Source organism: Clostridium ljungdahlii DSM 13528 (assembly GCF_000143685.1).
Taxonomy (GTDB): Bacteria; Bacillota; Clostridia; order Clostridiales; family Clostridiaceae; genus Clostridium_B; species Clostridium_B ljungdahlii.
Window position 1 is genome coordinate 3,422,653 of record NC_014328.1, and the last position, 26,113, is coordinate 3,448,765.

Genomic DNA, 26,113 nt, shown 5'->3' on the forward strand with positions numbered 1-26,113 from the left:
ATTATTTCGAAAATATAATTGAGTTAAAATATAGAATAAAGGATTCACTATTTTACGACATATTTAAACAAAAAAACCATAAATTCATTTTTATTAAATATACAGTCCATATAATATCATACGAATATCATATGGACTGTATATTTAATAAAACCATTTTAAATAGGAAGGTGTATATGATGATTATTGAATTTTTTATCAATTTCTGCGTTTTCATAACTGCCATAAGTATTATTTGTATTCTTTTTAAAGATAAAATGCTAATTTCAAAATCATCAATAGCTATACGTGAAAAACTCTTTATTGGAATGACTGGTGGTTTACTGGAAACATTGTTATTGTTGTTTCCTATAGATGTTATGCCCGGTTTATTAGTTAATTTTCATGCTTTACCAATTATTTTATCATCTCTTTATGGAGGAGTTTTATCTGCAATTGTAACTACCATCATAATTAATGTTTTAAGTTATTTGATATTTAAGCTTCCTATGGTTTTTTTATTAACTGATTTGTTTTTATTAACTGGATTTATTTTTATCTCAAATACTAAAACAACAATAAAAAATAAGTGGGTTTATTGTACTTTATATTCACTTGTAGTGAGCTCTATTGGAAATATAATTCTTATTAAAGATTCAAGGCTGCTAGCTCAATTTTTTATAATTTACTATATTTATACTATACTTTTAACATATTTTATATATAAATTCATAGAATCTTTAACAAAAACTTTTGAAGTGTATAAAAAATATAGAACTGAAGCCTCGATAGATTTTTTAACTGGTCTGAATAATGTAAGATGGTTTAATAAAAGTTTAAATCGCATCAGTATTGCAATGGAGAAAAAAGAAAAAATCAAATGTTTATCACTAATATTATTAGATATTGATTACTTTAAAAAAATAAACGATAAATATGGCCATAGTTCAGGTGATATTGTATTAAAAAATTTGGCTAATATTTTAAACGACACCTGCCGAGCCTTTAATATTGTATCCCGTAATGGCGGTGAAGAATTTTCGGTACTACTATTAAATTATCCAGCTGCAGATGCAGTCCAAGTTGCTGAAAGAATAAGAAAAAACATTGAAGCTTATCCATTTCATATTTCTGATGGAATTACTGTTCATATAACAATTTCATCAGGAGTTTCAACCTATCCTAGTACAACTGACAATATAGATAATCTACTTGATGATACAGACACTGCACTATATGAGGCTAAAAATACAGGTAGAAATAAAGTAGTTCTATACAAAGAAGAAAACCTACTAGAGGAATATAGATATAATGTAATATAAAGTTTTTCATCATTAATTATTAAAGATTATTTTCCTAGTTTTAGTAGTTATGGAACTTCTCCATAGTATTATACTTTTAACAAATAACTCACAAATATGATTACATCTTACATAAAAATTAAGGCTAGAATAATTTTCTCTTCTAGCCTTAAATCCTGTATAAATCAATAATTTCTAATAATCAATTCACTATATTTATGATTTCTACCGCTATATTTTCCCACAAGATTATGATTCCTTTGAACTTCATCTATGTTAAAATTTTTATATAAATCTCTTATAAATTCACAATCATTATAAGAAAGAATAAACTTCCCTTTCACATTTTTAAGATAGTCACTTAATCTTATATGGTCCCCTTTTGAAAACTTATTCTGATAATACCTTTCAGTACCATAGTATGGAGGATCTAAATATACAAGCGCATCTTCTTTGTCATACACTTTGAGTAAATCCTCAAAATCCTTATTTTCAATAACTACTCCTGAAAGCCTCTCTTGGATATCTGTAAGATATTTAGTTGCCACATTAATATCCTTTTTAACACATCCATATAACTTATGGTCACTTCCATAGCTTGTCTTAAATTTCCATGTTGGCCTGTTTGTCTTTTGGAAATAAAGCCCATGCTGCACCTCCAAATACCTCTATGTATCTATTAAATTTTTCTGGAAATCTTTTAACTATTTCTTTTCTCAATAGCTTCTTTCCACCTATCCAACCTATAAAACTATTCATATGGTACCTCCTTTATTCCAGATAATACTATCACATACGAACATATATTTGTTTCCAAGGTAAAGATAGATATGCCTTGTGATAAATATCATTAGTAACTGCAAAAATATCATATAATATTTGCAAGAGAATAAAGTGTTTTTGGTTAGTCACCCTCCGGAATTTATCTCTTACAATGAGGTCATTGCGGTTAATTGACAGCAGAGACCAGCTATGAGAAGTCAATAGATTTTATAAAAAAATTTGTAATATGTTTAAAATATATAAATACTTTAATTCGCAAGAGTAAGATTTTGCGAATTAAAAATATTAACTTGATTTAAACCCACTACTATGCTAAATTAGATTTATAAGTTGTAACTTATAAATTATAAAAAAGTTTATATATTTGAGTTTTCTAGGGTTCCGCAGTTTGTAACTGGCTGGTCCGAGAGGAAGCGCACATTTAATTGTGTACACGGAAGGATAAAAGCCTGGGAGATATTTTTGTAATATTTCCTTAGGCTTTTTGTTTTATTTTCTTTTAAATAAGCCATGAAATATTACTATACTAATCTTAATTAATAAAATTTAGGGAGGTAAAGTTTATGGAATGGATTTATTTAGTTATAGCAGGTTTTTTCGAAATAAGCTGGGCAATAGGGCTGAAGTACTCGCAGGGATTTACAAAAATATTACCTAGCATCCTAACTGTTATAGGAATGATTGCAAGCTTCTATTTTTTATCATTGTCTTTAAAAAGATTACCATTAGGCAATGCATATGCAATTTGGACAGGGATAGGAACTGTTGGCACTGTAGTGTTAGGTGTTATTTTATTTAAAGAACCAATTAATGTAATGCGTATGAGTTGTATTGTATTTATAGTTCTTGGAATCGTTGGTTTAAAATTAATATCAATAGACTAATAATTGTATATAGCTTATAAATAACAAAAATAAATATAATTTTAATTAAAGAAAAGTGATAAGAAGAAAATATGCAGTTATTTAGCTTTAATATGAAGGAGGAATTTTAATGAAAAAGTTTGTTATTGAAGATGATTTTTGGAGTCTGTTTCCAGGTGCAAGGATAGGAATTATAGTTTGTCATGGCATAGATAACTTTATAAAAGATGAAGATCAATACAAGAATATGATTAGTAAGTCAGAAAAGGAAGCATTAAAATATTTGGAGAATGTAGAATTCAGCAGCAATGAAGTCATAAAAGTATGGAGAGAAGCCTTCCAAAAGTTTAAAACAAAGAAAGGTGCAAGATCATCTATTGAAGCATTGTTAAAACGAGTTGATAAAGGAACTCATATAGGAACTATTAATCCGCTAGTTGATATTTACAATTCTATTTCTTTAACATATGCATTGCCTTGTGGTGGAGAGGATATGGATAAATTTGCTGGTGATATAAGATTGACTAAGGCAGTTGGAGATGAAAGCTTTATTACATTAGGAACAGATGAGAGTGCACTACCATATGAAGGTGAAATAGTATATAAAGATAACGAAGGAGCAATTTGCAGATGTTTTAATTGGCGTGAATCAGTAAGAACAATGCTCACTGAAAATACAAGGAATGCTTTTTTGTGCATTGAATTAGTTGATGAGAGAAGAGTTAAAGATTTTGAGAATGCTTTAAAAGATTTAGCAAAAATAGTACAGGATAATTTAGGTGGAACGTGCAAGATTTCAATTCTTGATATTAACAATAAAGAAGTATTAATAGATTAATTTGAGGTTAAAGGTCTAAATGACCTTTAACGAGTAACTCGTGAGCGAAAGCGGTCAGGATTGCTTGTCCCATGGTTATACGAAAGGAGAAAAAAAGGTAATGAGTGGTTTTAGTTATAAAGATATTTATATGGAAGATGGAAGAAGGGTACTGGAGATTAATGTACTTCCAGAAAAGTATTGTAATTTTGATTGCATATTTTGTCCTATTGGAAGGTCGAAAAATAAGGTAGATACAAAAATGTCATTTGATGAAATAGACAGCTCATTGATTGAACTTGGAAACAGGATAGAAAGTACAAAAGCAGAATTAGTTTTTATTAACTCAAAAGGAGAAGCCTTAGTAAATGATAAAATTGGTGATATTATTGACTTTATCAAAGACAAAGGTTTGCCTGTAAGACTACTTTCTAATGGATATTTACTAGGTAGAGATGAATATATGAAAATTGCTAATAAATGTGATGAGGTTGTTGGAGAAATAAAAATAATAACAGAAGAAGGCTTTCAAAAAGTTCAAAGACCTATTGAAGGATATACATTAGCAGAATATATTTCAAACATGGTTTCTTTTAATAAACAATACAAAGGAAAATTTATATTTGAAATTACTATCATTAAAGGCTATAACGATGATGAAGAATCAATTGAGAAGATAAAAAATATTATTAAAGCAATATCTCCTGACAAAATAATTGTAGCAAGAATGGAAGATGAAAAATTTAAGAAAAAACTTGGTATAAATGATGAACGATTTGAGGAAATTTCAAGTACATTATTAAATATTTAGTAATGCTAATATATTATATTTTTATAAAACGTCGTAAGTGTAAATTGTAATATTTAATCAAGAATTGCAGTAAATGATAAGAAATAAAATAGCGAAAGAATTAGAGGTGTAATTATGTTTAGAGATATGAGAAGAAAAAAACAATTATTATCCAAAGAAGAGACAATTGAAATTCTAAAGTTATGTACATCTGGCGTCTTAGGTGTAATTGGTGACGATGATTATCCATATACCGTTCCAATAAGTTATGTTTTTAAAGACGGCAAACTATTTATGCATGGTGCAAAACAAGGGCATAAGATTGACAGCATTAAAAGGAATGATAAAGTGACATTTTGTGTTATAGAAAAAGACGAAGTAATACAAAAAACTTTTACTACCCATTTTCGGAGTGTTTCCATATTTGGCAGAGCAAGGATTCTTACAAACGATTCCGATAGGAGATATGCCATTGAAAGTTTAGTTGAAAAATATTCACCTGACTATATTAAAGAAGGGCAGCAAGAAATTGAAAGAGAATGGAATAGAGTATGTTTAATTGAAGTCAAAATCGAACATATGACAGGTAAGGCAGCTATAGAAATTGTTAATAGTAATAAATAAACCAGTTCGTATTATTCTTATTTTGTTTACTAATAAAAAGGCAGAGTTATGCCTTTTTTATTTTATATGAAGATTAAAAACGAATAATAAGAAAGTATTTTGAGCAAAGCAAATAAACTATTAAAATAATTAATAGTTAAAATTTTACATAAAACTATTAGTCTAGTTATAATATTGCTTAGTTAATAGGGACATAATCCTTGTTATCTCTCATAACAGCAAAAACAATGCGTGTTAATTTATTAGCTGTAGCTCCTATTGCAACTAAGTGATGTTTACCCTCACTTCGTTTTTTATTATAATATTCATTAAGAGGACTGTCATGTAAGACACATGTTGAAGCAGATAAAAATAAGGCACGTCTAAGATACGGTGAACCTCTTTTGGACATTTTATTGTTATTAGATAGAAATTGTCCTGATTGCTTAACAGTAGGATCAATGCCAGCATAAGCTACAAGACTAGAAGAGTTTTTAAAACGTTTAATATCACCAATTTCACTAAGAATAATAGCAGCAGTTACGGAACCAATTCCAGGAATAGTTGTTAGATGGCAGTCAAATTTACTATAATAAAACTCAATTTCTGAATCTAGAGATTTCATTTGTTTTTCAAGGAATAGTATTTGACTAATAAGTTGTTTTATTTGAAATTTAAAAGCTTTTTTAGCTATCTTAATGCCAAAGGTATTTTTAGCTGCATTTTGAATCTCATCAGCCTTATTAAAACCAAGTCTTCCCTTACTTTTTGTTTTCAATAGTTTAGTTAAATCATTTATATCCAATTCTAATATTCCTTCTGGAGTTTGGCATTTTTCGAGAACAGCTTTAGAACTTGCACCCCAAATATCAGAAAATAGTTTATCATATTCAGGGAAAATTTGGTCAAGTACTGTAATTATTCTGCATTTAAGTTCAGAAATTTCAGTAGTTAAAGAAAGTTTATATCTGCAAAGCTGTCTTAGAGCAAGAAGTTTATCATCACAAAGTTTTGTATTAGTAAATTTACCAAATCTAATAACTTCAGCAATTATAAAAGAATCTTTCGTATCGTTTTTAGTTTTACGAATATACAAATTTCTAAAACTATCTGATTGAATAGGATTAATAACGTTTATCTCATATCCCTTTGTTAGTAAAAATGAATATAATGACAGCCAATAATGCCCCGTAGCTTCAAGTCCAAATATAACTTTAGAATTGCCAGTATATTTTTTTATATGTTCAATTAATTTATTTCCACCGCTATGGGAATTAGCAAACTTTATAGATTTGCCGATTATGGAGCCAGTATCATCAATAATAGTAGCTTCATGATTATTCTTACCAATATCAACACCAACAATATACATAAAAAGTCACCTTCATTTAAAAGATTATTTAGATAGAATCCTCTCATCTATGCAAGTTACAGCCTAGTTCGATATACGAAAAATTGTAAAAATACAATTGACATCCAGCTCATACGCAACATCTCGCAAAGAAGAGGCAGCAGTCTCTGCTCCGAGGTCAAAAAGCCTCATGGGGGTGAGCGTAAACCTCTATCTATACGAGAATATTGTCTCAAAAGATGAGTTATTAAACAATAGTTATATAAATGAACTTTAGAACTATAAAGATGTTATATAGATTAAAGTTTTAGGCAGGAAAACTATTATTTAATGTTTACATGTTTATCATACTAGGGGGTGACGAAATGAATGCCTATGTTATTATTGTTTCCATGGTATGCATAACAACAACAGGTATAGTAATAGGAACAACAGTAATTTTTGCTATACTAGCATACTTAAAAGAGAAAGCTATACTTAAACACAAGAATAACTTTAAAGATAACAATAATGAGATTTCTATTACCGTTGATGATGATAGAAATAATCATTCAAAAAATTAAAATGCACCCATCCCATTGAGTGCACTTTGATTAATTAAAAACAATCTGATTTAAAAAACCGTAACGGCTTCTTTTAAAATTATTATATCACATTTTATGTTTTTTAATCATACTTTTTCAATAATAACGAGTATAAAAATAGCGAGATAAATCGCAAATAAAAACAAAACCTAGAACAGTTTTCATTATCATTATAGGTTTTAAATTATTATTGAGCTGTATTTGTATTTTATATATTCTGTTCAATAGAAATATTATCTAATTCTTTGATAATATCTATTACATCAGCAATATCCCTTGCGAGAATCAAAATTCAAGACTAAAATCTAACTACTTCTAAATCTCTATTGCTTACTTCTCTATATTTCCCACTTTTAAACCACCATAGAAAGGAGTTTTATTATACTTATAAAAAATATAAATATTTAATATGTTCACCACCAATTCTATTTTATTAAATGGATACTTAAAGTGGAGCCATATCCAGTAATTATTGAATAAATATGCCTTTCTCCTTCACTTACTGCAAACATTCCCTCTAAATCATAATCTTCTTTATCATCATGGCCATAAAAAAAATAACAATTTACGTATATTTTTTTATCTTGTATTCTTAGATGTTTAATAAGATTTAATCCATCTGAATCATTTACTTCTGTAAAAGAGCAACCTGGATATTGCTCTTTTAATAAATTTAAAGCTTCGTTATAAGTAAATTTAGTATTATCATTTGAAGAAGATACTCGATTTTGCTGATTCTGAGTTTGTGCTTGAGCTTGTATATTTGCTTGTTGTTTTTGCTGTTCTATTATTTTAGAATATGAGTCTTTTAAATTTTTAGCTTCAGAGTTATTTGGATCTAGTTTTAAAGCTTCATCCAAATATTTATTAGCATCATCATATTTACTGTCTTTAGCAGAGTTACTTGCAAGTTCAATATCTTTATTTATTTCATCATTTTTAGCTTTTTCTTTTTGTATATTTTGAGCAGCAGCTAATGCTTTTTCTTTTTGCATAGTAATATTATTTTTATAATTGCTGTATTCATACATTCCAAAAGATGATAAGCAAAAGCATATAATTAAAATAAGTAAAATAATAAAAGTATTTTTAAATTTTTTCAATTTTATCCCCTCTTTATTATAACTTATTACTATTATAGCAAAATGTCTCAAATAGGGGAAAATTTTTTTACCTTAAATTACATTTTAATCTATATTAGCTTATTGCTAAAAGAATAAATATTGACAATATATAAAAGGCCTAGACCTTATACCTAATCTTAAAATTATTGTTGTTCAGAAATTGCAGTGCTTTGTGTAATAGTCATATTTTCTTGTTGTAGTTTTGTAGCACCTACCACATCAGCAACATCCTTACTTTGGTCAAAGGCCGGAGTTAAAATTTTACTAGCTACAACCTCACTATTTATTTTTCCACAAATAGTTTCTCTAAAATGGTCCAGTTCTTCCTGAGATATCCCAGGGATCTTTTCAACTAGCAACTTATCAAATTTATTTTTCTTCTGTTCTCCTGCCTGAGGAATAAATTTAAACTGCTGCTCTACTATATAATAAATATCCTGTGCTATTTTATAATCCTCATTGTACTGGTCAACTCCTATTTTTTTAATAAGAGCTTCCCTTTTCTTTTTAAGATAAGTAACTCCCACAGCAACACCATAAGAAGCTAAAGCTCCTAAAATACTCAATACTCCACTTGAAATTATATTTGCTACTTCATTTCCTAACATATTTTTTTCCTCCTAAATTTTTATTTATATTTTTGATAATTTAAAAGGGCTATTTTACTAGCCTTATAAGGCAAAATTCTCACCTTATCCTTTAATTGATAAAATGAGATTTAAAATAACACTTTAGATCCACCCTGACCTTTATTATTGTTATAAACTACTACTGGTGCTCCACCTTTTCTAAGTACTAAATAATTTCCTCTATCCAAGTGAATTCCCATATCTCCATCAGCTCTTGGTTCTATATAAAATTTAGTACCTGGAATCTGAAATACTCCCTCCGGAATAGTTTCAGGATACTTAGGTACTGGCTGTATTACTGGCTTAGGTACAGTTGGTTGACTTGATACTGTTTGTCCTGTAATACCTTTTACTATGGCTGTTGCTAGTTTCTCAGGATCGTACTTGTCACAATCTGACTTTGTATCACAGAAAAATGGTTCTATAAGAATAGCAGTCATATTTGTATATTTCAGTACATAAAGTCCATTTCTTAATTGACTACCCCTGTTTCTAAATCCTAGCTCACTAGACATTTCACTGCATACCCTGTCAGCATACTCTTTTCCACTAGCACTTATATACTCCACTTCACATCCATTGGCCTTATCAGTTTCATAGGCATTAACATGCATACAAATATGGAGCTGTGAACCTATAGAGTTAGCTTTGTTAACTCTATAGGCAAGACTTTGTCCTAAAGATAAACCTGGGCTTGCTGAAGGTGTGCAATCATAGCAGGTATGTCCTAGTTGCTGAAGCTTTTTAATTACAAGTGCTCCATATTCTCTGCAGTCATGTTCCTCATTCCTGTATCCTTCAGCTCCACGATCTTCACCAGTTCCATGTCCAAAATCATAAGTTATTATCATAACATCATTTCCTTTCCTTATTTTTTTGTAAAAATAAACCCCAGTACTGTTCCAACTATTCCAGAACATATTGAGGTTATAACAGCTAATTTAATTTTTGAGTAATCCTGTGATGGCCTTGTCTCTATATTTTCAAGTTTTGAACCAATATCTTTGATACTGTCCTTAATTTCATTAAGTATTTTAAATATCATTTTTATTTGTTCACCACCTGAAGCAGAAAATTTTTCAACAACAATTACCCTTTCATCTAAACTTTTAAGCTCACTTTTCAGTGAACTTACATCATCTTTTAAGTTTTGGATGTAAGGACACTCTTTACAATTATCATTCATTCTAAGCCTCCCATTTAAGTGTTTTAATCAAAATAAAAAGACTATTGCTAGTCCTTAGGCTTCATCATTCTTATTTCAAATTTTTCATCAAGTTTATCAATTAATTTACTTCCATCAGACTGTGGAGTTAACAATGCAGTTTTTAAATCATCTACACCATTATCGTTAAACCACTTCTCTTTTTGTGTATCATCTGTTGGTAATCCTAACAAAGTTAAAACATTGTTCTTTATAGAATAATACTGTGTACCTTGCTTTATTAAAAACTTATTAGTATTAACTTCTTCTAAATACCATTCTGAATCAATTCTTTTACCAGTACTTACAAATCTATATTGTCCTGGTAATAAATTGATTATTGTTTTTTCCCATTGCGTATTACCAATTTGTGTTAATGTTTGTGAATATAAAGAAGTTACATCATCATATCCTCCAGAATCATTCTTTTTAATTATGCTAAAAGGAGCACACATATTACTAAAAGAATTAATTCCAGATCTCCATATATTACATTTTTTAGGTATTAATAATTCTATATAATAGTCTACACTTCCCCAATAACAAACACCATTTGAAACCCATGAATCAGGTTGAGCACCATCAAATAAACCTGTTGCAGTAGCAATTCCATAAGTTCCTATAATAGTAGGGGTAACTTCTTTACCTAATCCCACTATATTGGGTTTTACTGTTCCTGCCATTTTATAATCTCCAATCTAATAATTTATTTTTATATCTCCACTAAATTTTATAAATACTTGCAATAATGTATTTGAAGCATATACCACATTATAAGTATCCTCCTTAGCTTGTGCCCATTTACCTTGACCATCATACTGTAAATCTAAATTATCAATGCTCTCTGTATCTGAAATACTATTCATAGACAGTAAATAAGCGAACCTTATTTTTTTGTTTGTATTAAGCAAATTCCAGTAAGTAGAATTAACAGCATTGAAATTAGGTATATCTATACCTTTTACTTTTACATCATTCACAGTTAAACTTATATCTTCCCAATGATCCGTATTAAAAGTTTTCCATGTTGTCCCACCGTCTACACTTATAACTACACTTAAATTACTCCCTGTTCCTGTAAGCTTAAAATAATCTATATTCTGTACATAACTTAAATCTTTATCACCACTAGCAACTAATAATCTATCTGGTGGAATAGCAGTTACAGTAAGTATTTCATTTACTCCTTCAGTATTTTCTTTAATGTCTTCTATACTTTTAAAAATACTTTTATCTATTTCATACGAATACTCTTCATTATTGCTTCCTATAGCCCCTTCATCTTTCATTTGATAATCATAACTCGTTTTTAAATGTACTGTATTATCAAACCCTATCATATCATCAGGTTGAAAATCACTGGATTCAGAATTACTAAATGAATTTAAGGTTTTTATTACATTCTGGTCGCCCTGCTGAAACTGTAATACATTTACTCTAGGGACTTTAAAATCCACTGTATTAATTGGAATATCTATTTCATATGGAGCTGAAGCACTTCCTGTAACCCCCATTTTAGTTAACTGCTTAATGCTTAGGCCCGCAACATCTCCTATGTTCTGCAGATCCACAGTAGTAAATTTTTTTTCATCTTCTGAATAGACTACTACCTGCCTATCTTTCTTATTTGCTACATTTACATCATCAAGGCTCTCAAATCTTGCTGCCCTGTGATTAATTATTTCATCTAATATTTTTGAGCTGCTCCACCCTGTAGTTTGTGATGTCTGGTTATCATCTAAAACAACATCTTTATCAAGAGTTACATTGAAAAATTCGCTCATAATACTCACCTACCTACTCATCTATTACAAGTTGAAAATCTCTCACAGAGAAATTATGATTATCAACATTTTTAGTTATTTTAACAAATACATCTTTACTTTTTCCTTGAAGTAAGTCCAAAGCTACAGTATCAGAATAAGTTTGGTCGTCCAAGCTTAGTTGAATTAAATCATCACTTGCAGTCTGTATCCCTATTTTTAACCCTGTATAACCCTTAGTATCAATATTCTTAATAGTTATGCTTTCATCCAAATCTTTTAATACTCCAGGACTCGTATTAGTTACAACCAAGCCATTATAAATTACCTCAAGTTCGTATTTGCTAAATACATATACATCACCATATTTAAGATTTAACATGTCTGATTTATATATCTGATTTCCACTACTATCTTTAAAAATAAAATATCCTTGAATATTTCCATCTAGAAATACTTTACACTCCAGATCATTATTAAAAGTCCTAGTTTTTAACAGATTATTATTTGAATCGTAAAGTTCACATACAGTATTTTCAGGGAAATTTTGTACAGTAACATACGGGCTCCCATACACTTTATAATTATCTAATACAAAATTCTCATTACTGCATTTTTGAAGACCTTGTTTAGTGATTAAATCCGTAAAATTAATGCCACCTATATTTGTATAGTTGACTCCATCATCACTTACATAAGCCTGTACGTAATTATCCTGCTTTATTAGTTTCCAAAACTTATGTTGTTCGCCCTGCTTTTTATCCCTGATTCCAAAAGTATATTTATCATTTCCTAGATAAATCATTGAATAATCATCTGTTACCATATTACTAAAGTTCTCTTTTTCAAGCTCTATAACAAATTCACTATAGTTAAACTTTCTTTCAATTTTATTGTTTGATATCAATTCTAATTTTCCTGTATTTATATCTCGTGCAACATTAGCACTTCCGGCAAAATCACTAAAAGAAGAGGTTAAGAAAAAATTCTCAACCTCAAGCAGTCCATCTTTAACTTTTATAAGTTTCATTCAACCAGCTCCTATACATTAGGCTGCATAATATAATCATATGGTACAAATTCAACTACCTGCACATCATTTGTACCAGCCCCCTGCGCTATAAGCATTTTCGCCTGCTGTAATACATCCTGGTAGCAGTTAGATGAATAAGCATTTACCCCTTTTCCTGTTTCATCTGTTACATCTCCATAATTAAGTTGAATTAAACTGCCACTTTTAATAATCCCCCATTCTTTCTGCCTCGGAGTTTTAAAATCTATTCTACTAGGAATTGTTGCTGCCATTAATATCATCTCCCTAAAATATTTTTCTTTTCTACCTTTTGTGTTTCTATATAGTAATATCTCTTGCCCTTTAATTTATCTAAAGCTTTCATTAAATCGCCATTTTCAGCCACTCTATTAAAATTTCTTTCAATATCCATGGCTTTTGGATTTCTCCATATTGGAACTATATTAAAATGATGCTGTTTTAAATAATCTATAAGGTTTTCTACAAGAACCCCTATGCCTTGTAACCCTGTATCTAAATTTAAGAAATATACTTTTTCAGCTTCCCATCTAACCCATCTGTAAGTTCTGTAATAATCTTCATCGGGGTTTGAAGTATCTAAAGTATACCAATCATATAAGAATTCTATTACAAACTGCATAGCTTCCTTCCCAGTGCAGCACATCCATGCTTGTACGTCATGATGCCATATCTCAATTAAGATATTTACTAGATCTAGCATGATTTCTATACTTACTGCATAAGCAGGAATATTAAAATCTATGCCCCAGCTACTTCCCCATAAAATTGGATGATTGCTGAATCTTAAATATTCATAGTCATGGTTATTTAATAAACTACTGTCATAATCAAAATCCTTATTTGGAATAATTAAATTATCTTTTGGATCTGTAGGATTTAGCCACCACCAGCGTTTAGTAATATCTATAAATTTGTTATTTCTGCCTTCCTTATAAATTGCTGTATTAGAGGTATTGTTTAAATTCCATTCTAGAGTCTTAATTATATTAATAGATTGTTATTTGCATATTCCTTTTTCTGCTTGTCTATAAACATCAACAGAACTTATTCTGCCTAAGTACTTGTCTAAATTTCTAATTATATCTATTTTGGGTACTCTCGTTACTCCAAAAACATTACTATAGGAAATATCATTACTTATTTGTCTTTTAAGTAACTTATTAAAATTATCTTTAAATATAGAATTAAAAAGAATTCTTGACAAACTACAGTGATTTGCTTTATAAATACCTTTATAACTATTCCTTGGCATAAATATATTTGCTGCAATTTTTGTTATTCTTTCACTAACATCTCTATATATCATTTTGTTTCTTATTTCTTTCTTTATTTTTCTTTCATTAAACTTACTTGTAATGTGCATACTGCAGCCTTTTATTATACTTTTTAGAGCATTCCTTCTAAGCCCGTATTTGTAATTTATAAAGTTTATGTGCTTAAGAGTAATTCTTCTAAAGTCCTTTTCTAATACAAGTTTATTAATCTTCCAGTCCTTCTTTGGCACAGTCTGTCTCATTAATTCATCTTTATAAAATTCTTTACTATCTGGTCTTCTAACGAAAATAGGATTAAATAAATTTAATGATAATTCTTGTCTATTAAAAAAAGCAAACAAGCTCTTTTTATAGATCCCATTTTGCCAACGCCTAAACAAATTTATACTTTCTCCCACATCTATGATTTTACTCTCAGGGCTCTGCAGACTTTTATCTGTTATTACATTCATAGAGATATTAGGTGTTTTTAATTCCAATGAACTATTTTTTATAAAATTCAGATAACCTGATTCAAAATAAACACTCGATTCCATATCCATTAAAACATTATTCTTTTCTAACTCTATACCACTGCCTTTTATAAAATCTATATTCTGAGCTTTAAGACTAAAAATAGATTCTTTATTTATATCTCTATTACTTAACCTAAGCTCCATTGCAAATTTTTTAGTATTTATTTCATATAACTTCTTATATAAATACTTTTTACTGTTTTTAAATATAGAAACAGTACTTTTGTAAAGCACTTTATTAGAAATATTCGTTTTGTTTCTCTGAATTTCTTTTATTTCTTTAGATAAGACTCTTGGCCTGTATTTTAATATCTGAACTGCAGTATTATACTTAAAAGCAGCTCCTGAGTGAACTTCCCCTGCATATTTAAAATCACACAAGGGAATTTTATGCAGGGGCATTTATATCACTCCTATTCAACGGATTTAGGACACCTAATGGCAATACAATAATTAATATTTGCACTGTTATTTAAGAAATTAAAAGGTGCTGTAATTTTAAACTTCTTATAGTTTTCCTCTTGATCTGTATCCTTCATATACGTTAGCTTATCTGCATCATATATGCTTGAAGAATCACCGGCTAATACATTAATCATCTTTCCTCTTTCCATATCAACTGGATGTACAAGAGTTATGTCACTAAATTGATGCTTCTTATGATCCCACCTGGAACCTTCCACGTTGCACTTGTCCATAAATGGATTTGTTGCATAGAAAGCAGGATAATGCGGCTGATATGGCATACCAATTTTATTTGCTATCATAACAAAATCAGTCATTCCATTTCCAGTTCTCTCGCCATAGGGATTACTGTAATTAGGTTCAATATCAGAGGAAGTAGTTATTCCAAAATTGTATTCATCATCTGTGTAAGCACTATCTTCTACTGGCTTTAAAGCACCAATGTAAGCATAACTTGTTAAATAATTATTGTAAGGTGCTACATCTGCACTAGGATCTCCTCTAAGTACAAGATTTATGCTGTCTTTTGTGACATTAAGCCAGTATTGAACGGGCAAAAAGTCTTTTATTCCATTTTGTAAATTTCTATACCAGGCTAATCTATAATTATATTTACCTTGTACATCCTGTGAAATATTAATATCTGTATTATCTGCATTTAACTCACTAGCTATTTGAAATCTTATATTATTTAAAGCTAATCCTGCTGTCACAGCACTAACATAGTCATTGTACCCATTGTCAGTGCCATCTGCATTTTGTTCAGCCATAAATTCTAAAACTTGTGCATCATTTCTAGAACATGCTACACCGCTAAGATTAATATAAGTATGTGAGTTCTTAAACTTTTGTACAGCTTGTTTTTCTGCTGCTGTTAATTCTCTTGCAAGTCTGCTAATCTTAACATAAAAAGTTTTTCCATAAGATGTAGCTGCTTTTATTATGCAGGTATCATTTTGCTTTGAAGCTGTAAAAGTAGTTTTAACCTTATCAGTTGTACTTTTGTCTGTTATTAAATTTATTATTTTAGATTCTCCACTAACACCTATTTTATCTATGCTGTCAGGTACTACTAAAGTCCATTTATATGCATCACCTGCTTTTTGAGTTATTTCCTGTACTAAGGTCTTAACTAAATTCTTTACGCTGCAGTTTCCTTCAACATAGTAGAATTCCTCTGTTACTGCCACTTGCATTACCTCCTATCTAATAAATATATTTTTTCTAGTAAACATGTCTGTTATTTTCTTAGTTTTTAAATCTATGCTGCATACCCCATATCCTAAAGGGCTCGTATTTTCAACTGTAATGTTGTATTCTTTTAGAAGTACTGCACCATAAGACCGTTTTTCATATATTTGTACATTTACAGGACTTCTTAATTCCCCTTGATTATAATCATGGACATATATATCTAAAACTTTATTCTGGTGTCCCTTAACAGATATTATCTCAGGATTATCATTTGATATATGCTGAAGCCAATCCCAATTTAAATAAAATCCATGATAAGATTTATACCAGAAACAAACATGCATATCACCCATGAATCCATGAAGATCCATATCTGTATCGGAATTTTTATCCCACTGCATACGGACTGCTATATCCCAATCATTTGGTATATCAGGCACATCTGGATTCTTAGGATCTGCAGGATTAATCGTAACTTCCTTACCTTGTATGTACTCCAAATCAATTAAAGTCTGTCTGCTGTTTCCACTTAAATTATGCAAAATAAAAGAAACAGGAGTATTGGCATTTACTTTATAGTAAGTATTAAAGTATTTATGCTCCCCTATTTCCTTTGTAGTTGCACTATCTATTATTTTATTTTTGTTTATAACCAGACTATACCTATCTTCCTTTTTCCAGCCTGTCTGATTTAAATGGAGTCCAGTTAAAAACACATCTTTATCAAATATAAAATCTTTTTTATAATCATTTATGATTGCAGGTATATCAACCATAGCTCCTTGAACTTGCTGTGCTCCATCATACTTATACAATAAAAATTGCTCTATCCTATTTTTAAGGCCTTTGTATTTTTCATCAGGCAATAAATCTTCAATGTCAGCTAATAGTGCTTCAATATCTCCTATATCTAATTGTGGATATTTATTTTTCATTGCATCATCTATTGCCTGCAGCAAATCTTTTCTTAACTCAGCTTCCAGTTCATCAAAATTTATAACATATCTCGGTAAACTCATGCTGCATCCTCCAATATATTAAAATCCACCCATAATATTTTAGAAGATCCACTGGCATTGTTAAATATAAAGTCTATTTTTTGACCTGCAGTTACTGAATAAAACACATTAAAGAACTTATTTTCTCCATATTCTTTAGTCCGGACACCAGTAAATAACGTGGTATCTCCTGTTTTTAAGTCCCATGTATCTTGAAAATTCCAGGCTGATTGAGAATATGTTATACCAGTAATTCTTCCCTTTTCAGGAACCTCAAATTCTATAGTATAAACTCCTGTGCTTGCTGGTATCTTCAGCATTTCTCCATATATTTTCTGTGTTCCAGATATGCCTAAATTACCAGCTAACCCATCCAGTTTAACTCCAAGGGCATTTAATGCTGCTATTAAATCCGTATAATTTACTCCCTGTAGTTTATCTCTTATTTGGGTAAGCAAGTCTTCCATTTTATCTGTGGGAACGGTTATACTTCCTATATCAACTTTAACTCCATTTTGTAAATAATCCTTTATCGCATCTGCTAACTCGCCAAAGTTTATAACATAACTTGGTAGGCTCAATTGAATCACCTCTAAACATAATCTATATTGTCAACTAGATTGTCTAAACCTTTATTAATTTGTATTGTCTTTGTGCTGCCATCAGGATATGTTGTTTTAATCCTATATACTTTTCCATTAGTATCTCTGATAAGTTCCTCACTCCATTGGTCCGTTCCAGTTCCATATATACATTTAACTACTTTCTTTGTATTAGAATCTCTCACAAGCTGTACAGGATATTCTACAAGCTCACCACTATAAGGCTGATCCCCTGTATCTATGGATATTTTATTTTTAAGATTTCTTTTCCTAAGTTCCTGGTCTAATACATATACTACAGGCTCCCTAAAATTCTTAAACCCACTTCCGGACATGATTAACTAGCCTCCTTCATAACGCCAGAAGCAAGGAATTTAGGTATTAAATATATCGTATTTTTATCTCTCATACCTTCTAATTGCAAAGTATCCTGATATCCATCTGCTGTTAATTCCGTATCTATACCAACTACAAGGTAGTACCCGGGGTCCGTATTATCTCTTAGGAGTTTAACTACATGGCCTAAATCAATATTCTTGTTTCCCTTGCATGGCAATATGGTAAGTGGAGTACTTTTTCTCCAATACTCAAGAAATTGCCACCCTGCTACTGCTTTTCTTTTTTGCTGGGTATTTGCCAGAGGATTGTCTATTATGTCATACCATTTTTCACCGTTAAGATATTCAGTCATTGATGGATCTTCAAACTTATCAAAAACAGTTTGAGTCTTATCACCATTCTTTACATCACAGGTAACTTTTAATATATTTTTCATTAAGGAAGCATCTCTTCCGGCATCATCTGAAGAATTATTTGAGTTATCCTTATAAACCCAGTCAAAATGGTTTCTATCTCCACCGCCTTCTATATAGTCAGGATACTGATCTTCCAAAATAATAGTTCCACTTTTACTGCATCTAATAGCTGCATGCATTGTCTCTAAAAAATTCTGTATAACATCTGCATACACTGTACCTTCAGCTATCTTTAGATTAGAGATACTGTAATTGTCTCCTCCTGCTTGATAAAAATTAAGTCCTGCCCTTCCAACTAAATCTGCAATTACATTTACTGCAGTAGTAGCACCATAAACTATATCTTCATTTGTGGCATTTAAAAGTCTATAGAACATATCGTGACAAGTTAAAGTGATAGTCTTATCTCCTTCATTATAGTTATATTTCTTTATAACTCCTGAGTATTGAATCAGATCATCAAAGTAAACTTCAATGTGAGCATAGTTGTCAATTATTCCTGTATTGCCTCCCTTAAATGCTGCTAAAGGAAGCTTTTCATATTCCATAATTATAGTAGACTCTGTAACCTGGGTATCTTTAGCCCTGTTTGTTTTTATGCTTGTAAGGCTGTTTCTTACTGTAATCTTATCTGCATCACTTGTACCATAACTTACATAGCCTGCTTTTTTATATATAGTTACACTAGAGTCCATCATTATCACTCACCCATCCGGAAACATCATGATTACAAAGCATCTCAAGTGATATATAATATATATCTCCTTCAATTGTTGTATCCAGATCAAATTTATTTTGAAGATAACCTTTATACGTTACTCCAAACTCATTTATTAAAATTAACCTCTCGCTGTATCTTTTAACAAATTCAAGATATTTTTGTGCATTTAACTGAGTCTCTGCATCTGTATTGCCTTTAATGTTAAAAGCAGCTGTAAATTCAATGATGCAATCTGATTTAACATTATCCTGAAACTGACTATAGCCAGAAACAGTTCTAACAGCCTTTCTAAAATAAGCAGGACGAGGAGGTTTATAATTTGTTATTGATGCACCAGTATCTGCACCGTCTGAATATAAGAGTTGTATATTAAATTCATTAAGTCTAGATATATCCAAAACAATCCACCTCCTAATCCCTTATAACATCATTCATAAAGAAATCTACTAATCCATTTTTTAATGAACTCTTAGTCATTGATTTTACTTCACTGGTAAGTTTTGCAGTACCTTTTTCTCCTGTGTCTGCTACTGTTACATAAAGTGTTATTTTAGGATCAAAATTAAGTAATTTACTAGAGCCAAACTTACTAATTTTACTCAATCCTTGTCCAGAACTTCCATAAGCTCCACTTAATGCAATATTATCAAGTTGTGAAAAATCAGGCTTCACATTTCCTAAATTTTTAATGCCATTAGCTAATCCTAAAAGTCTATTTTTAATAGGATTCTGCATTTTATTCAATCCATTTATATAACCCTGGCCTGTATTAACACCATATCCATCAAAAAAAGTTGACGGTGAATGTATGCCTAGAGCTGATTTAAACGTATTTTTTATAGAACTTGCTATAGAAGAAATTTTGTCTTTTATTTTGCCCGCCATACTACTTATACCATTAAATAAACCTTCAAAAATAAATTTGCCTATGGCCTTCATATCTGCACCTAAGTTTTTAAATATCATTTTCCATCCTTGTGCTGATTTGGAAAGGAAATCTTTGAATTCATCAAAAGCAATCTCCCATCCTTTTATGGACTTAGAGAAAAAATCACCAACAGATGCAAATATATCTTTTATAGCTTTTCCAAAAGCAGCTGCATACTTTTTGCATGTATCCCAATGCTTTATAACTTCATATACAATCAGTCCTAGCCCTGCTATTACACCAACTGTAATTAAAACAGGTGCACTAATTAATCCCGGCAATGCGGTAAATATACTTGCAGATTTTTTTAATCCCCCAAATGCCGTTCCTACTTTAGAAATACCTGTTATTAGTTTAGGAAAAACTCCTATTACTTTAGTGATTGCCGGCCCAAATTTTGAAAATGCTCCTACAACCGTTGACGTTGAAGTTATTATTTTACCAAATATAATCATTACAGGCCCAAATGCCGCAGCCATAACTCCAGCATAAACAATTATAGTCTGAATCGGCCTTGGGAGTTTATTAAAAGCATTTGCTAATGCAGATATAAAATTAGCAGCTTTCTTTATTCCAGGAGCTAAAACATCTCCTATTCTTATTCCTAAAGTTTCAAGAGATCCTTTCATTGATTCAATAGCACCTTTTAGATTGTCCTGCATTGTGTCGGCCATTTCTTTAGATGCACCATCACAATTTTTAAGTTCTTTTGAAAGATCATTAAATTTCTGTGGCCCTTGATCAACAAGAGCTAACATACCAGACATAGCTTCTTTACCAAACAAAGTTTCCATAACACTTGCTTTTTGTTGCTGGGTAAGTCCTTTTGTCTTATCCTGAAGCTGTTGTATAACTTGTCCAAGTGGAATCATTTTTCCATTTGCATCAAAGAAATTCATTCCCAGCTGTTTCATTACTTTTGATGCTGCTTTAGTCGGACTTGCAAGATTTGTTAATGCACTTCTTAATGTAGTACCCGCCTGACTTCCTTTTATACCTGCATTACTTAATAACCCTATTGCTGCACTTGTGTCTTCAAAAGAAATTCCCAGTGAATGCGCAACTGGAGCTATGTATTTCATAGCCTCCCCTGTATCTGTAATTTCAGCATTTGTATCTCCAGCTACTTTTGCCAGCACATCTGCAACGTGAGATGTTTTATCAGCTTCCATACCAAATCCTCTTAAAGAACTACTTGCTATATCTGAAGCTGTCGCTATATCAACGCCTCCTGCAGCCGCAAGACTTAACATTCCGGGCATTGCACTCATTATCTCATTAGTTTTAAAACCAGCACTTGCAAGATTCTCCATACCCTCTGCAGCACCTGAAGCACTAAATGCAGTATCGGCTCCTAATTGAATGGCCTGCTCTCGCAATTTGGTAAAATCATTCCCTGTAGCTCCACTGATAGCCTTAACTTTAGACATTTGAGCTTCAAAATCCATAGAGGTTTTTACAGCAGCTGTTCCAACTCCAACTAAAGGAAGTGTTACAGCTTTTGTTGCTGTTTTTCCAACAGTATTCATTGCTCCACCTAAGCTTCGAATTCTAGTTTCAGCAGAATTGTTAGAGTTCATAAACTGTTTCATCTGCTCTCCTGCACTGCTTAAACCACTTGTAAATCTTGAGGTATCTAACTCCATAAAAGCAACCACAGATCCAGCATTAATTGCCACTGCATCACCTCCATTTTTCGTGCATAATAAAAAGAACCACAACTAAGTGATTCTTCTTTTCAATATTCCTATTAAATTATTTTAGCCTTTAATTGCTCTATATCCAGCTGTTTCAGCTTCCTCTATTGTCCTAAAATAAACGTTATTACTTAACTTTTGCATTTCTTTATCATAATAAGGGTCGCCTGGCAAATGATATATTTTACTATCTGTATCACCTATAATAGCAGGTTTCCCACTATCATCCATATAAGGTTGTTTTTTAGGATCATCACTAGCTGAAGCTGCATATGCAGTTGTTGCTGTTGTACTTGCTGTTTTTGCAGCGACATCCTTCTCTAACGCATTTAAATCATTCTGCAAGTTTAAAAGTCCATCTTCTAAATTTTTATTTTGAGGAATTGGTACACTTACATATTGACCACCTGCAGGATTTGAAGGAGTCACACTTCCACTCACTGTTGGTGGATGCCAACTTGATGCAGTATATCTATCTTTCTGATCTTTAAAATACGCTTGTTCAGAACTGTAATTTGAATAAGCAAGCATAAAAAACAATAGGAAACACAAAACAGCAGGAATACCATACCCTACTCCAGCCTGCCACTTTTCTTTAAATAATATAGGTTTAATTATCATAGATTTTACTAACATTATTAAAAATACAAGTCCAATAGTATAAGCTATCCACATAATAGTGCTCCTTATGCCAAATAATACTTTATTTGTATAATATATTATATCATAGAATTCTAATAATTTGTTTGTATTTAGTGGAACACAATCGTCTTACAATGTTTTATTATGCTTCATCATCCATTCTATTGTAGATTTATTGCCACTGCCATCATGTTTTTCTTCATCCTTCCATTTAGGAGTCTTAGGTTTTTCAACTAATAATTCACTTAAAATATAATCACACGCTTCATCAAAACAAAATGCATCATAATCATTTTCTATTCTTAAAATTTGGCTTGGCCTTATTTTGTATGTCCTTGCCATTGCTATTATTGAAATTATCCTTTGATGCTGTACGAAAGGATTTCAAGCCTTCTACCCCCTGCTGACTATATGCCCATAATTCAAATCTCTGCGTATCAGTCAATTCTAAATTTATCTCTTTAAGTTGCTTCATGCTAGGTTCTACTAATGTATTTTCACAAATTATATCAATAACTTTTCCATATTCTTTTAGATCTATTTGATCTATCTTATCCTGATAAAAAAGCCTTCTAGCTACACCTAAAAGCTGGTTAGGTATTTGTCCACTTTGACATAATCCTAAAATAGAAAGCCTTTTTACTCTTGCATAAAAAGGCTTATTCCCCGAAAAAGGACTTAGCTCTATTATTTCTGTAGACATATTTTTTAATTCCTCAATACTTGTTACTCTTGGTTCATCCATCTAAAATTCCTCCTATGTTGTAGTAAATTCAACCGTTACAGCAGTTGTATTTCCACTATTGTCTGCTTTTCTAATTGATGCTGCAGTAGCCTGATAAGTAACACCTGCCAATATACCTATTGGTACAAAAGTTATTATTTTCTTAGTAGTATCCATAGTCACATTACCTGTAACAACAGAACCATCTGATTTTTTAGTAACTTTGAAATTAGCAGCTGTAACATCTGCATCATTTACAGCGTCAGCGAAGGTCCATGTTACTTTGCAATCAGTTCCTACTGTAACTCCTGGAGTACCTTTAGATGAATCAGGGCTTGTCGAAGCTGGTGGATTTGGTACGGTTACTGTTTTATTGCCATCATCATCTGTATTTTCACTTGGTAACGAATTTACATACTCAATATATACTGGTTTCTCACCTTTTTTAGGCCTGCTATGGCTTTCAAACTCAGGCACATAAAACTTACCATCTTCAAATTTAAATTCTACTGGTGTACCTTTATTATGTTTAAAACCAAATTTAACATACTTTACAGTAGAGGAATCATAATCCTTCTCTTCTGAATATAAATTTAAAGTAAATGGTACTTTATTTACTGCGACTCCAATTTCAGGACCTTCATATCCGTTGTTTGTCATTGTGCCGCCATCTACTAAACACATTAATTCTGGTGGAAAAGTATTGTCTGTAAGTTTTATATCATAGCCAATGCAAATGTCTTCTGTTCTATTCATAGCTATTATCCTATTCTTAACTCTAAGTATATCTTCTTTACCTTTACTCAAATCCGGCTTAATATCAGCTTTTTCAGCAGTATCAAAATAGTAGCTTTGTCCGGTAACTTCATTAATAATTTCTGCTAAAGCTATATTTGCTATGGGCATACCCTGAATCTCGGTTTCCGTTAAGTTCATACTTTCTGACATTCTATCTACCTCCTTAATCTTTGAAATGTTTGATATTCTATTGTTTGTGTGTACCCATTCACACTATCATCTAAAATTACAGGTGTAATATTTCCCGTAGGTCTTATATATCCTTTTAATTCACCTAAAAAGCTTTGTACCTGTACTGTATAAGGTTCTATATCTGAGTAATTACTTCTAGGACAATAAGTGATAACATCCAGAGTTTGAGAACCTATTTGATTACTTCCTTCAAATCCTGCAGTACCTGTATTTTTTAAAACTACATAAGGAGTTGTACATTTGCCCTTATGTTGACCTGGACTATATGCATCTATGCCTTTACTTTTTAAATGTAGAAAGACACGTTCCCATACGGTACGTGTCTTATAAGTTCCTTTTATATAGTTTTCTAAAATATCTCCTGAGACTGCATATTTAAAATCTATTCCTGCCATAAAATCACCTATTTTCCTAATAAATTTGCCATACCACTAACAAACTCAGGTGTAAGTTTTCTAACTGTGGGCCTAAGTATTGCATATTTACCTTCATTAGCAAGTTCTAATTGAGCAAAAGAAGGACCTACCTCCATGCCAACTTCATCATCTTCACTTTTTCCTTTAGCATGAGCTAGTTCAAGATAAGGAGAATAATCCATATTACCTGCAACATAAGCAGCACACTTATTTTCATTTTCCCACTTGAATCCGCCTTTTATAGTCGTACGTGCATGAGTTGTATGGTCCTTCCAAGGAACATTATTTTTAGCATATCCCTCCATCTTTTTTCCTGAACTATCACAATAAACTCCTGCAGCTGATTTCATTTTATTATTTACTTCACCATTTTGAGCAATCCTTCTTAATAAATCAGTAGCATCAAATTTAAATCCAGACATTTAAATCACTCCATCCTTTTTAGATAAGTATCCCAAACAATATCTTCTATATTTCCCTTATCTATTATTTCATACATTACATCATCTAATTTGAAATAATCATATTCCTTTATTTTCTTAACCTCATCATCTACTATAAGTAAAAACATGTCTTGATAATTTTTATTAAGATTTGCGGCATCTGAACTATCATTAACTACATTAATGGAAGTACCTCCTGTATGATAGTATCCTTTCACTGTACACACATAATCATCTTCATACTTTTCTCCAAAAATATTCTTACCCTGTCTTAAAATTTTTACTTCTTTCATAAATGGAGTTACTTTTCTTATAAGCTGCTTTCTTATTCTCTGCTTTCTAGTTTCATCCCATTTCATTGTCCATCAGCTCTTTTCATACTTGTATTATAAGAAGTAACTGGCTTGAACTGCTTTGCAAGTCCTAACCAATACTCTCTGTTACTTTTTAATGTTATTCCTGATATTATCAATGCATCATCTGCTACTGCTTTCTTTAGGCAGCCTTCATAACTTGCTGCTTGTACATCTCCACTGTTTTTATCTAACAAAAGCTGAAGATCCTCATCATCAAAATAAGGATACTCTTTCTCCTGAAGATTAAACTTTAAAATATCTAAATTAGTAGCCACAATTTTTCACCTGCTTACTTTTCGGCTGGAGGAGCTTGCTGGCCAGTTTCTTGACCAGTTTGCTGTGTTTGTACTGGTGGAGTATAGCTTACATACTCTTTATTCTGTAATTCTTCTAAATCAGACTCTCTTATTTCTAATTCACCTCCCATCTTTACTACATCACTATCATATTTTAAATTTACTTTTGCTTTAACTTTCACATTTCTCTCTTCTTCGGCTGCTTTCTTAGCCACTCATATCAATCCTTTCTTTTAAAATAATAAAGGGAGT

At 31.0% G+C, this 26,113-nt stretch carries 33 protein-coding genes, 1 pseudogene and 1 riboswitch; of the genes and pseudogenes, 6 read left to right on the plus strand and 28 right to left on the minus strand.

All coding sequences use genetic code 11. The features are described from left to right. The first annotated feature begins 176 nt into the window (after positions 1-176). Positions 177-1,301 (plus strand): GGDEF domain-containing protein, encoded by a 1,125-nt coding sequence (locus CLJU_RS15275; protein WP_013239733.1) that lies wholly within the window; start codon positions 177-179, stop codon positions 1,299-1,301. Between the two features lie 164 nt (positions 1,302-1,465). On the opposite strand, the pseudogene CLJU_RS15280 reads toward CLJU_RS15275, so the two are convergent. Then, positions 1,466-2,039: pseudogene (locus CLJU_RS15280) on the minus strand (DNA adenine methylase). Between the two features lie 386 nt (positions 2,040-2,425). Then, positions 2,426-2,521, plus strand: a riboswitch (guanidine-I (ykkC/yxkD leader). Between the two features lie 105 nt (positions 2,522-2,626). Between CLJU_RS15280 and CLJU_RS15285 the strand changes: the two are divergent. From CLJU_RS15285 to CLJU_RS15300, 4 genes are all read left to right on the plus strand, one after another. After that, on the plus strand, positions 2,627-2,947 hold the full coding sequence (locus tag CLJU_RS15285) for a DMT family transporter (protein WP_013236852.1): 321 nt from the start codon (positions 2,627-2,629) through the stop codon (positions 2,945-2,947). Between the two features lie 109 nt (positions 2,948-3,056). Continuing rightward, on the plus strand, positions 3,057-3,764 hold the full coding sequence (locus CLJU_RS15290) for a B3/B4 domain-containing protein (RefSeq protein ID WP_013236853.1): 708 nt from the start codon (positions 3,057-3,059) through the stop codon (positions 3,762-3,764). 100 nt (positions 3,765-3,864) lie between these two features. Then, positions 3,865-4,554, plus strand: a complete 690-nt coding sequence (locus tag CLJU_RS15295; RefSeq protein ID WP_041704986.1) for a radical SAM protein — start codon at positions 3,865-3,867, stop codon at positions 4,552-4,554. Between the two features lie 114 nt (positions 4,555-4,668). Then, entirely contained in the window at positions 4,669-5,157 is a 489-nt protein-coding gene (locus CLJU_RS15300; RefSeq protein ID WP_013236855.1) for a pyridoxamine 5'-phosphate oxidase family protein, read from the plus strand. A 178-nt stretch (positions 5,158-5,335) separates the two neighbouring features. Here the strand turns inward: CLJU_RS15300 and CLJU_RS15305 are convergent, their stop codons facing one another. After that, on the minus strand, positions 5,336-6,508 hold the full coding sequence (locus tag CLJU_RS15305; protein WP_013236856.1) for an IS110 family RNA-guided transposase: 1,173 nt from the start codon (positions 6,506-6,508) through the stop codon (positions 5,336-5,338). Positions 6,509-6,852: 344 nt separating this feature from the next. Here CLJU_RS15305 and CLJU_RS15310 point away from each other — a divergent pair, with 344 nt between their 5' ends. Beyond that, complete coding sequence (locus CLJU_RS15310) at positions 6,853-7,050, plus strand: hypothetical protein (RefSeq protein ID WP_013239736.1); 198 nt, start codon at positions 6,853-6,855, stop codon at positions 7,048-7,050. Between the two features lie 446 nt (positions 7,051-7,496). Here the strand turns inward: CLJU_RS15310 and CLJU_RS15315 are convergent, their stop codons facing one another. The 26 genes from CLJU_RS15315 to CLJU_RS15435 form a co-directional block, all read right to left on the minus strand. Further along, on the minus strand, positions 7,497-8,174 hold the full coding sequence (locus CLJU_RS15315; protein WP_013239737.1) for a hypothetical protein: 678 nt from the start codon (positions 8,172-8,174) through the stop codon (positions 7,497-7,499). Between the two features lie 164 nt (positions 8,175-8,338). Beyond that, positions 8,339-8,803 carry a hypothetical protein gene (locus tag CLJU_RS15320; RefSeq protein WP_013239738.1) on the minus strand — a complete coding sequence of 155 codons (465 nt, stop codon included), beginning with the start codon at positions 8,801-8,803 and terminating at the stop codon, positions 8,339-8,341. Between the two features lie 110 nt (positions 8,804-8,913). Beyond that, positions 8,914-9,675, minus strand: coding sequence for an N-acetylmuramoyl-L-alanine amidase (locus CLJU_RS15325; RefSeq protein WP_013239739.1), 762 nt, complete (start codon positions 9,673-9,675; stop codon positions 8,914-8,916). Positions 9,676-9,692: 17 nt separating this feature from the next. After that, positions 9,693-10,010 carry a hypothetical protein gene (locus CLJU_RS15330; protein ID WP_013239740.1) on the minus strand — a complete coding sequence of 106 codons (318 nt, stop codon included), beginning with the start codon at positions 10,008-10,010 and terminating at the stop codon, positions 9,693-9,695. A 47-nt stretch (positions 10,011-10,057) separates the two neighbouring features. Further along, positions 10,058-10,711 carry a hypothetical protein gene (locus CLJU_RS15335; RefSeq protein ID WP_013239741.1) on the minus strand — a complete coding sequence of 218 codons (654 nt, stop codon included), beginning with the start codon at positions 10,709-10,711 and terminating at the stop codon, positions 10,058-10,060. Positions 10,712-10,726: 15 nt separating this feature from the next. Beyond that, the gene (locus CLJU_RS15340; RefSeq protein ID WP_013239742.1) at positions 10,727-11,812 is read right to left on the minus strand and encodes a hypothetical protein; all 1,086 of its coding nucleotides are present in this window, start codon (positions 11,810-11,812) and stop codon (positions 10,727-10,729) included. A 13-nt stretch (positions 11,813-11,825) separates the two neighbouring features. After that, positions 11,826-12,821 (minus strand): hypothetical protein, encoded by a 996-nt coding sequence (locus tag CLJU_RS15345; RefSeq protein WP_013239743.1) that lies wholly within the window; start codon positions 12,819-12,821, stop codon positions 11,826-11,828. A gap of 11 nt (positions 12,822-12,832) precedes the next feature. Then, complete coding sequence (locus CLJU_RS15350) at positions 12,833-13,096, minus strand: hypothetical protein (RefSeq protein ID WP_013239744.1); 264 nt, start codon at positions 13,094-13,096, stop codon at positions 12,833-12,835. 5 nt (positions 13,097-13,101) lie between these two features. Next, on the minus strand, positions 13,102-13,545 hold the full coding sequence (locus tag CLJU_RS21420; RefSeq protein WP_148222385.1) for a response regulator: 444 nt from the start codon (positions 13,543-13,545) through the stop codon (positions 13,102-13,104). Between the two features lie 297 nt (positions 13,546-13,842). Then, complete coding sequence (locus CLJU_RS21425; RefSeq protein ID WP_013239746.1) at positions 13,843-15,036, minus strand: hypothetical protein; 1,194 nt, start codon at positions 15,034-15,036, stop codon at positions 13,843-13,845. Positions 15,037-15,047: 11 nt separating this feature from the next. Further along, complete coding sequence (locus CLJU_RS15360; RefSeq protein ID WP_013239747.1) at positions 15,048-16,289, minus strand: hypothetical protein; 1,242 nt, start codon at positions 16,287-16,289, stop codon at positions 15,048-15,050. 12 nt (positions 16,290-16,301) lie between these two features. Beyond that, positions 16,302-17,312, minus strand: a complete 1,011-nt coding sequence (locus CLJU_RS15365; RefSeq protein ID WP_013239748.1) for a hypothetical protein — start codon at positions 17,310-17,312, stop codon at positions 16,302-16,304. After that, positions 17,309-17,872 (minus strand): hypothetical protein, encoded by a 564-nt coding sequence (locus CLJU_RS15370; protein WP_013239749.1) that lies wholly within the window; start codon positions 17,870-17,872, stop codon positions 17,309-17,311. Before CLJU_RS15370 ends, CLJU_RS15365 begins: the two co-directional genes overlap by 4 nt. Before the next feature lie 11 nt (positions 17,873-17,883). After that, entirely contained in the window at positions 17,884-18,228 is a 345-nt protein-coding gene (locus CLJU_RS15375) for a hypothetical protein (protein ID WP_013239750.1), read from the minus strand. A 2-nt stretch (positions 18,229-18,230) separates the two neighbouring features. After that, complete coding sequence (locus tag CLJU_RS15380) at positions 18,231-19,346, minus strand: hypothetical protein (protein ID WP_013239751.1); 1,116 nt, start codon at positions 19,344-19,346, stop codon at positions 18,231-18,233. Beyond that, positions 19,333-19,767 carry a hypothetical protein gene (locus tag CLJU_RS15385; RefSeq protein WP_013239752.1) on the minus strand — a complete coding sequence of 145 codons (435 nt, stop codon included), beginning with the start codon at positions 19,765-19,767 and terminating at the stop codon, positions 19,333-19,335. The genes CLJU_RS15380 and CLJU_RS15385 overlap by 14 nt, the downstream gene beginning before the upstream one ends. Before the next feature lie 13 nt (positions 19,768-19,780). Next, positions 19,781-21,976, minus strand: coding sequence for a phage tail tape measure protein (locus CLJU_RS15390; protein ID WP_013239753.1), 2,196 nt, complete (start codon positions 21,974-21,976; stop codon positions 19,781-19,783). Positions 21,977-22,057: 81 nt separating this feature from the next. After that, positions 22,058-22,669, minus strand: coding sequence for a sunset domain-containing protein (locus CLJU_RS21430; protein WP_013239754.1), 612 nt, complete (start codon positions 22,667-22,669; stop codon positions 22,058-22,060). Positions 22,670-22,765: 96 nt separating this feature from the next. After that, positions 22,766-22,978 carry a hypothetical protein gene (locus tag CLJU_RS15400; RefSeq protein ID WP_041705172.1) on the minus strand — a complete coding sequence of 71 codons (213 nt, stop codon included), beginning with the start codon at positions 22,976-22,978 and terminating at the stop codon, positions 22,766-22,768. Next, complete coding sequence (locus CLJU_RS15405) at positions 22,926-23,381, minus strand: hypothetical protein (RefSeq protein WP_013239755.1); 456 nt, start codon at positions 23,379-23,381, stop codon at positions 22,926-22,928. The genes CLJU_RS15400 and CLJU_RS15405 overlap by 53 nt, the downstream gene beginning before the upstream one ends. A 12-nt stretch (positions 23,382-23,393) precedes the next feature. Continuing rightward, the gene (locus CLJU_RS15410; RefSeq protein WP_013239756.1) at positions 23,394-24,308 is read right to left on the minus strand and encodes an Ig-like domain-containing domain; all 915 of its coding nucleotides are present in this window, start codon (positions 24,306-24,308) and stop codon (positions 23,394-23,396) included. A 5-nt stretch (positions 24,309-24,313) separates the two neighbouring features. Next, a complete protein-coding gene (locus CLJU_RS15415; protein WP_013239757.1) occupies positions 24,314-24,745 on the minus strand; it encodes a hypothetical protein in 432 nt (143 codons plus the stop codon). A gap of 8 nt (positions 24,746-24,753) precedes the next feature. Next, complete coding sequence (locus CLJU_RS15420) at positions 24,754-25,188, minus strand: hypothetical protein (RefSeq protein WP_013239758.1); 435 nt, start codon at positions 25,186-25,188, stop codon at positions 24,754-24,756. Positions 25,189-25,193: 5 nt separating this feature from the next. Next, positions 25,194-25,568, minus strand: coding sequence for a hypothetical protein (locus CLJU_RS15425; protein WP_013239759.1), 375 nt, complete (start codon positions 25,566-25,568; stop codon positions 25,194-25,196). Further along, complete coding sequence (locus CLJU_RS15430; protein WP_013239760.1) at positions 25,565-25,840, minus strand: hypothetical protein; 276 nt, start codon at positions 25,838-25,840, stop codon at positions 25,565-25,567. The genes CLJU_RS15425 and CLJU_RS15430 overlap by 4 nt, the downstream gene beginning before the upstream one ends. A 14-nt stretch (positions 25,841-25,854) precedes the next feature. Then, positions 25,855-26,076, minus strand: coding sequence for a DUF7210 family protein (locus CLJU_RS15435; protein ID WP_013239761.1), 222 nt, complete (start codon positions 26,074-26,076; stop codon positions 25,855-25,857). Positions 26,077-26,113: the final 37 nt, after the last annotated feature.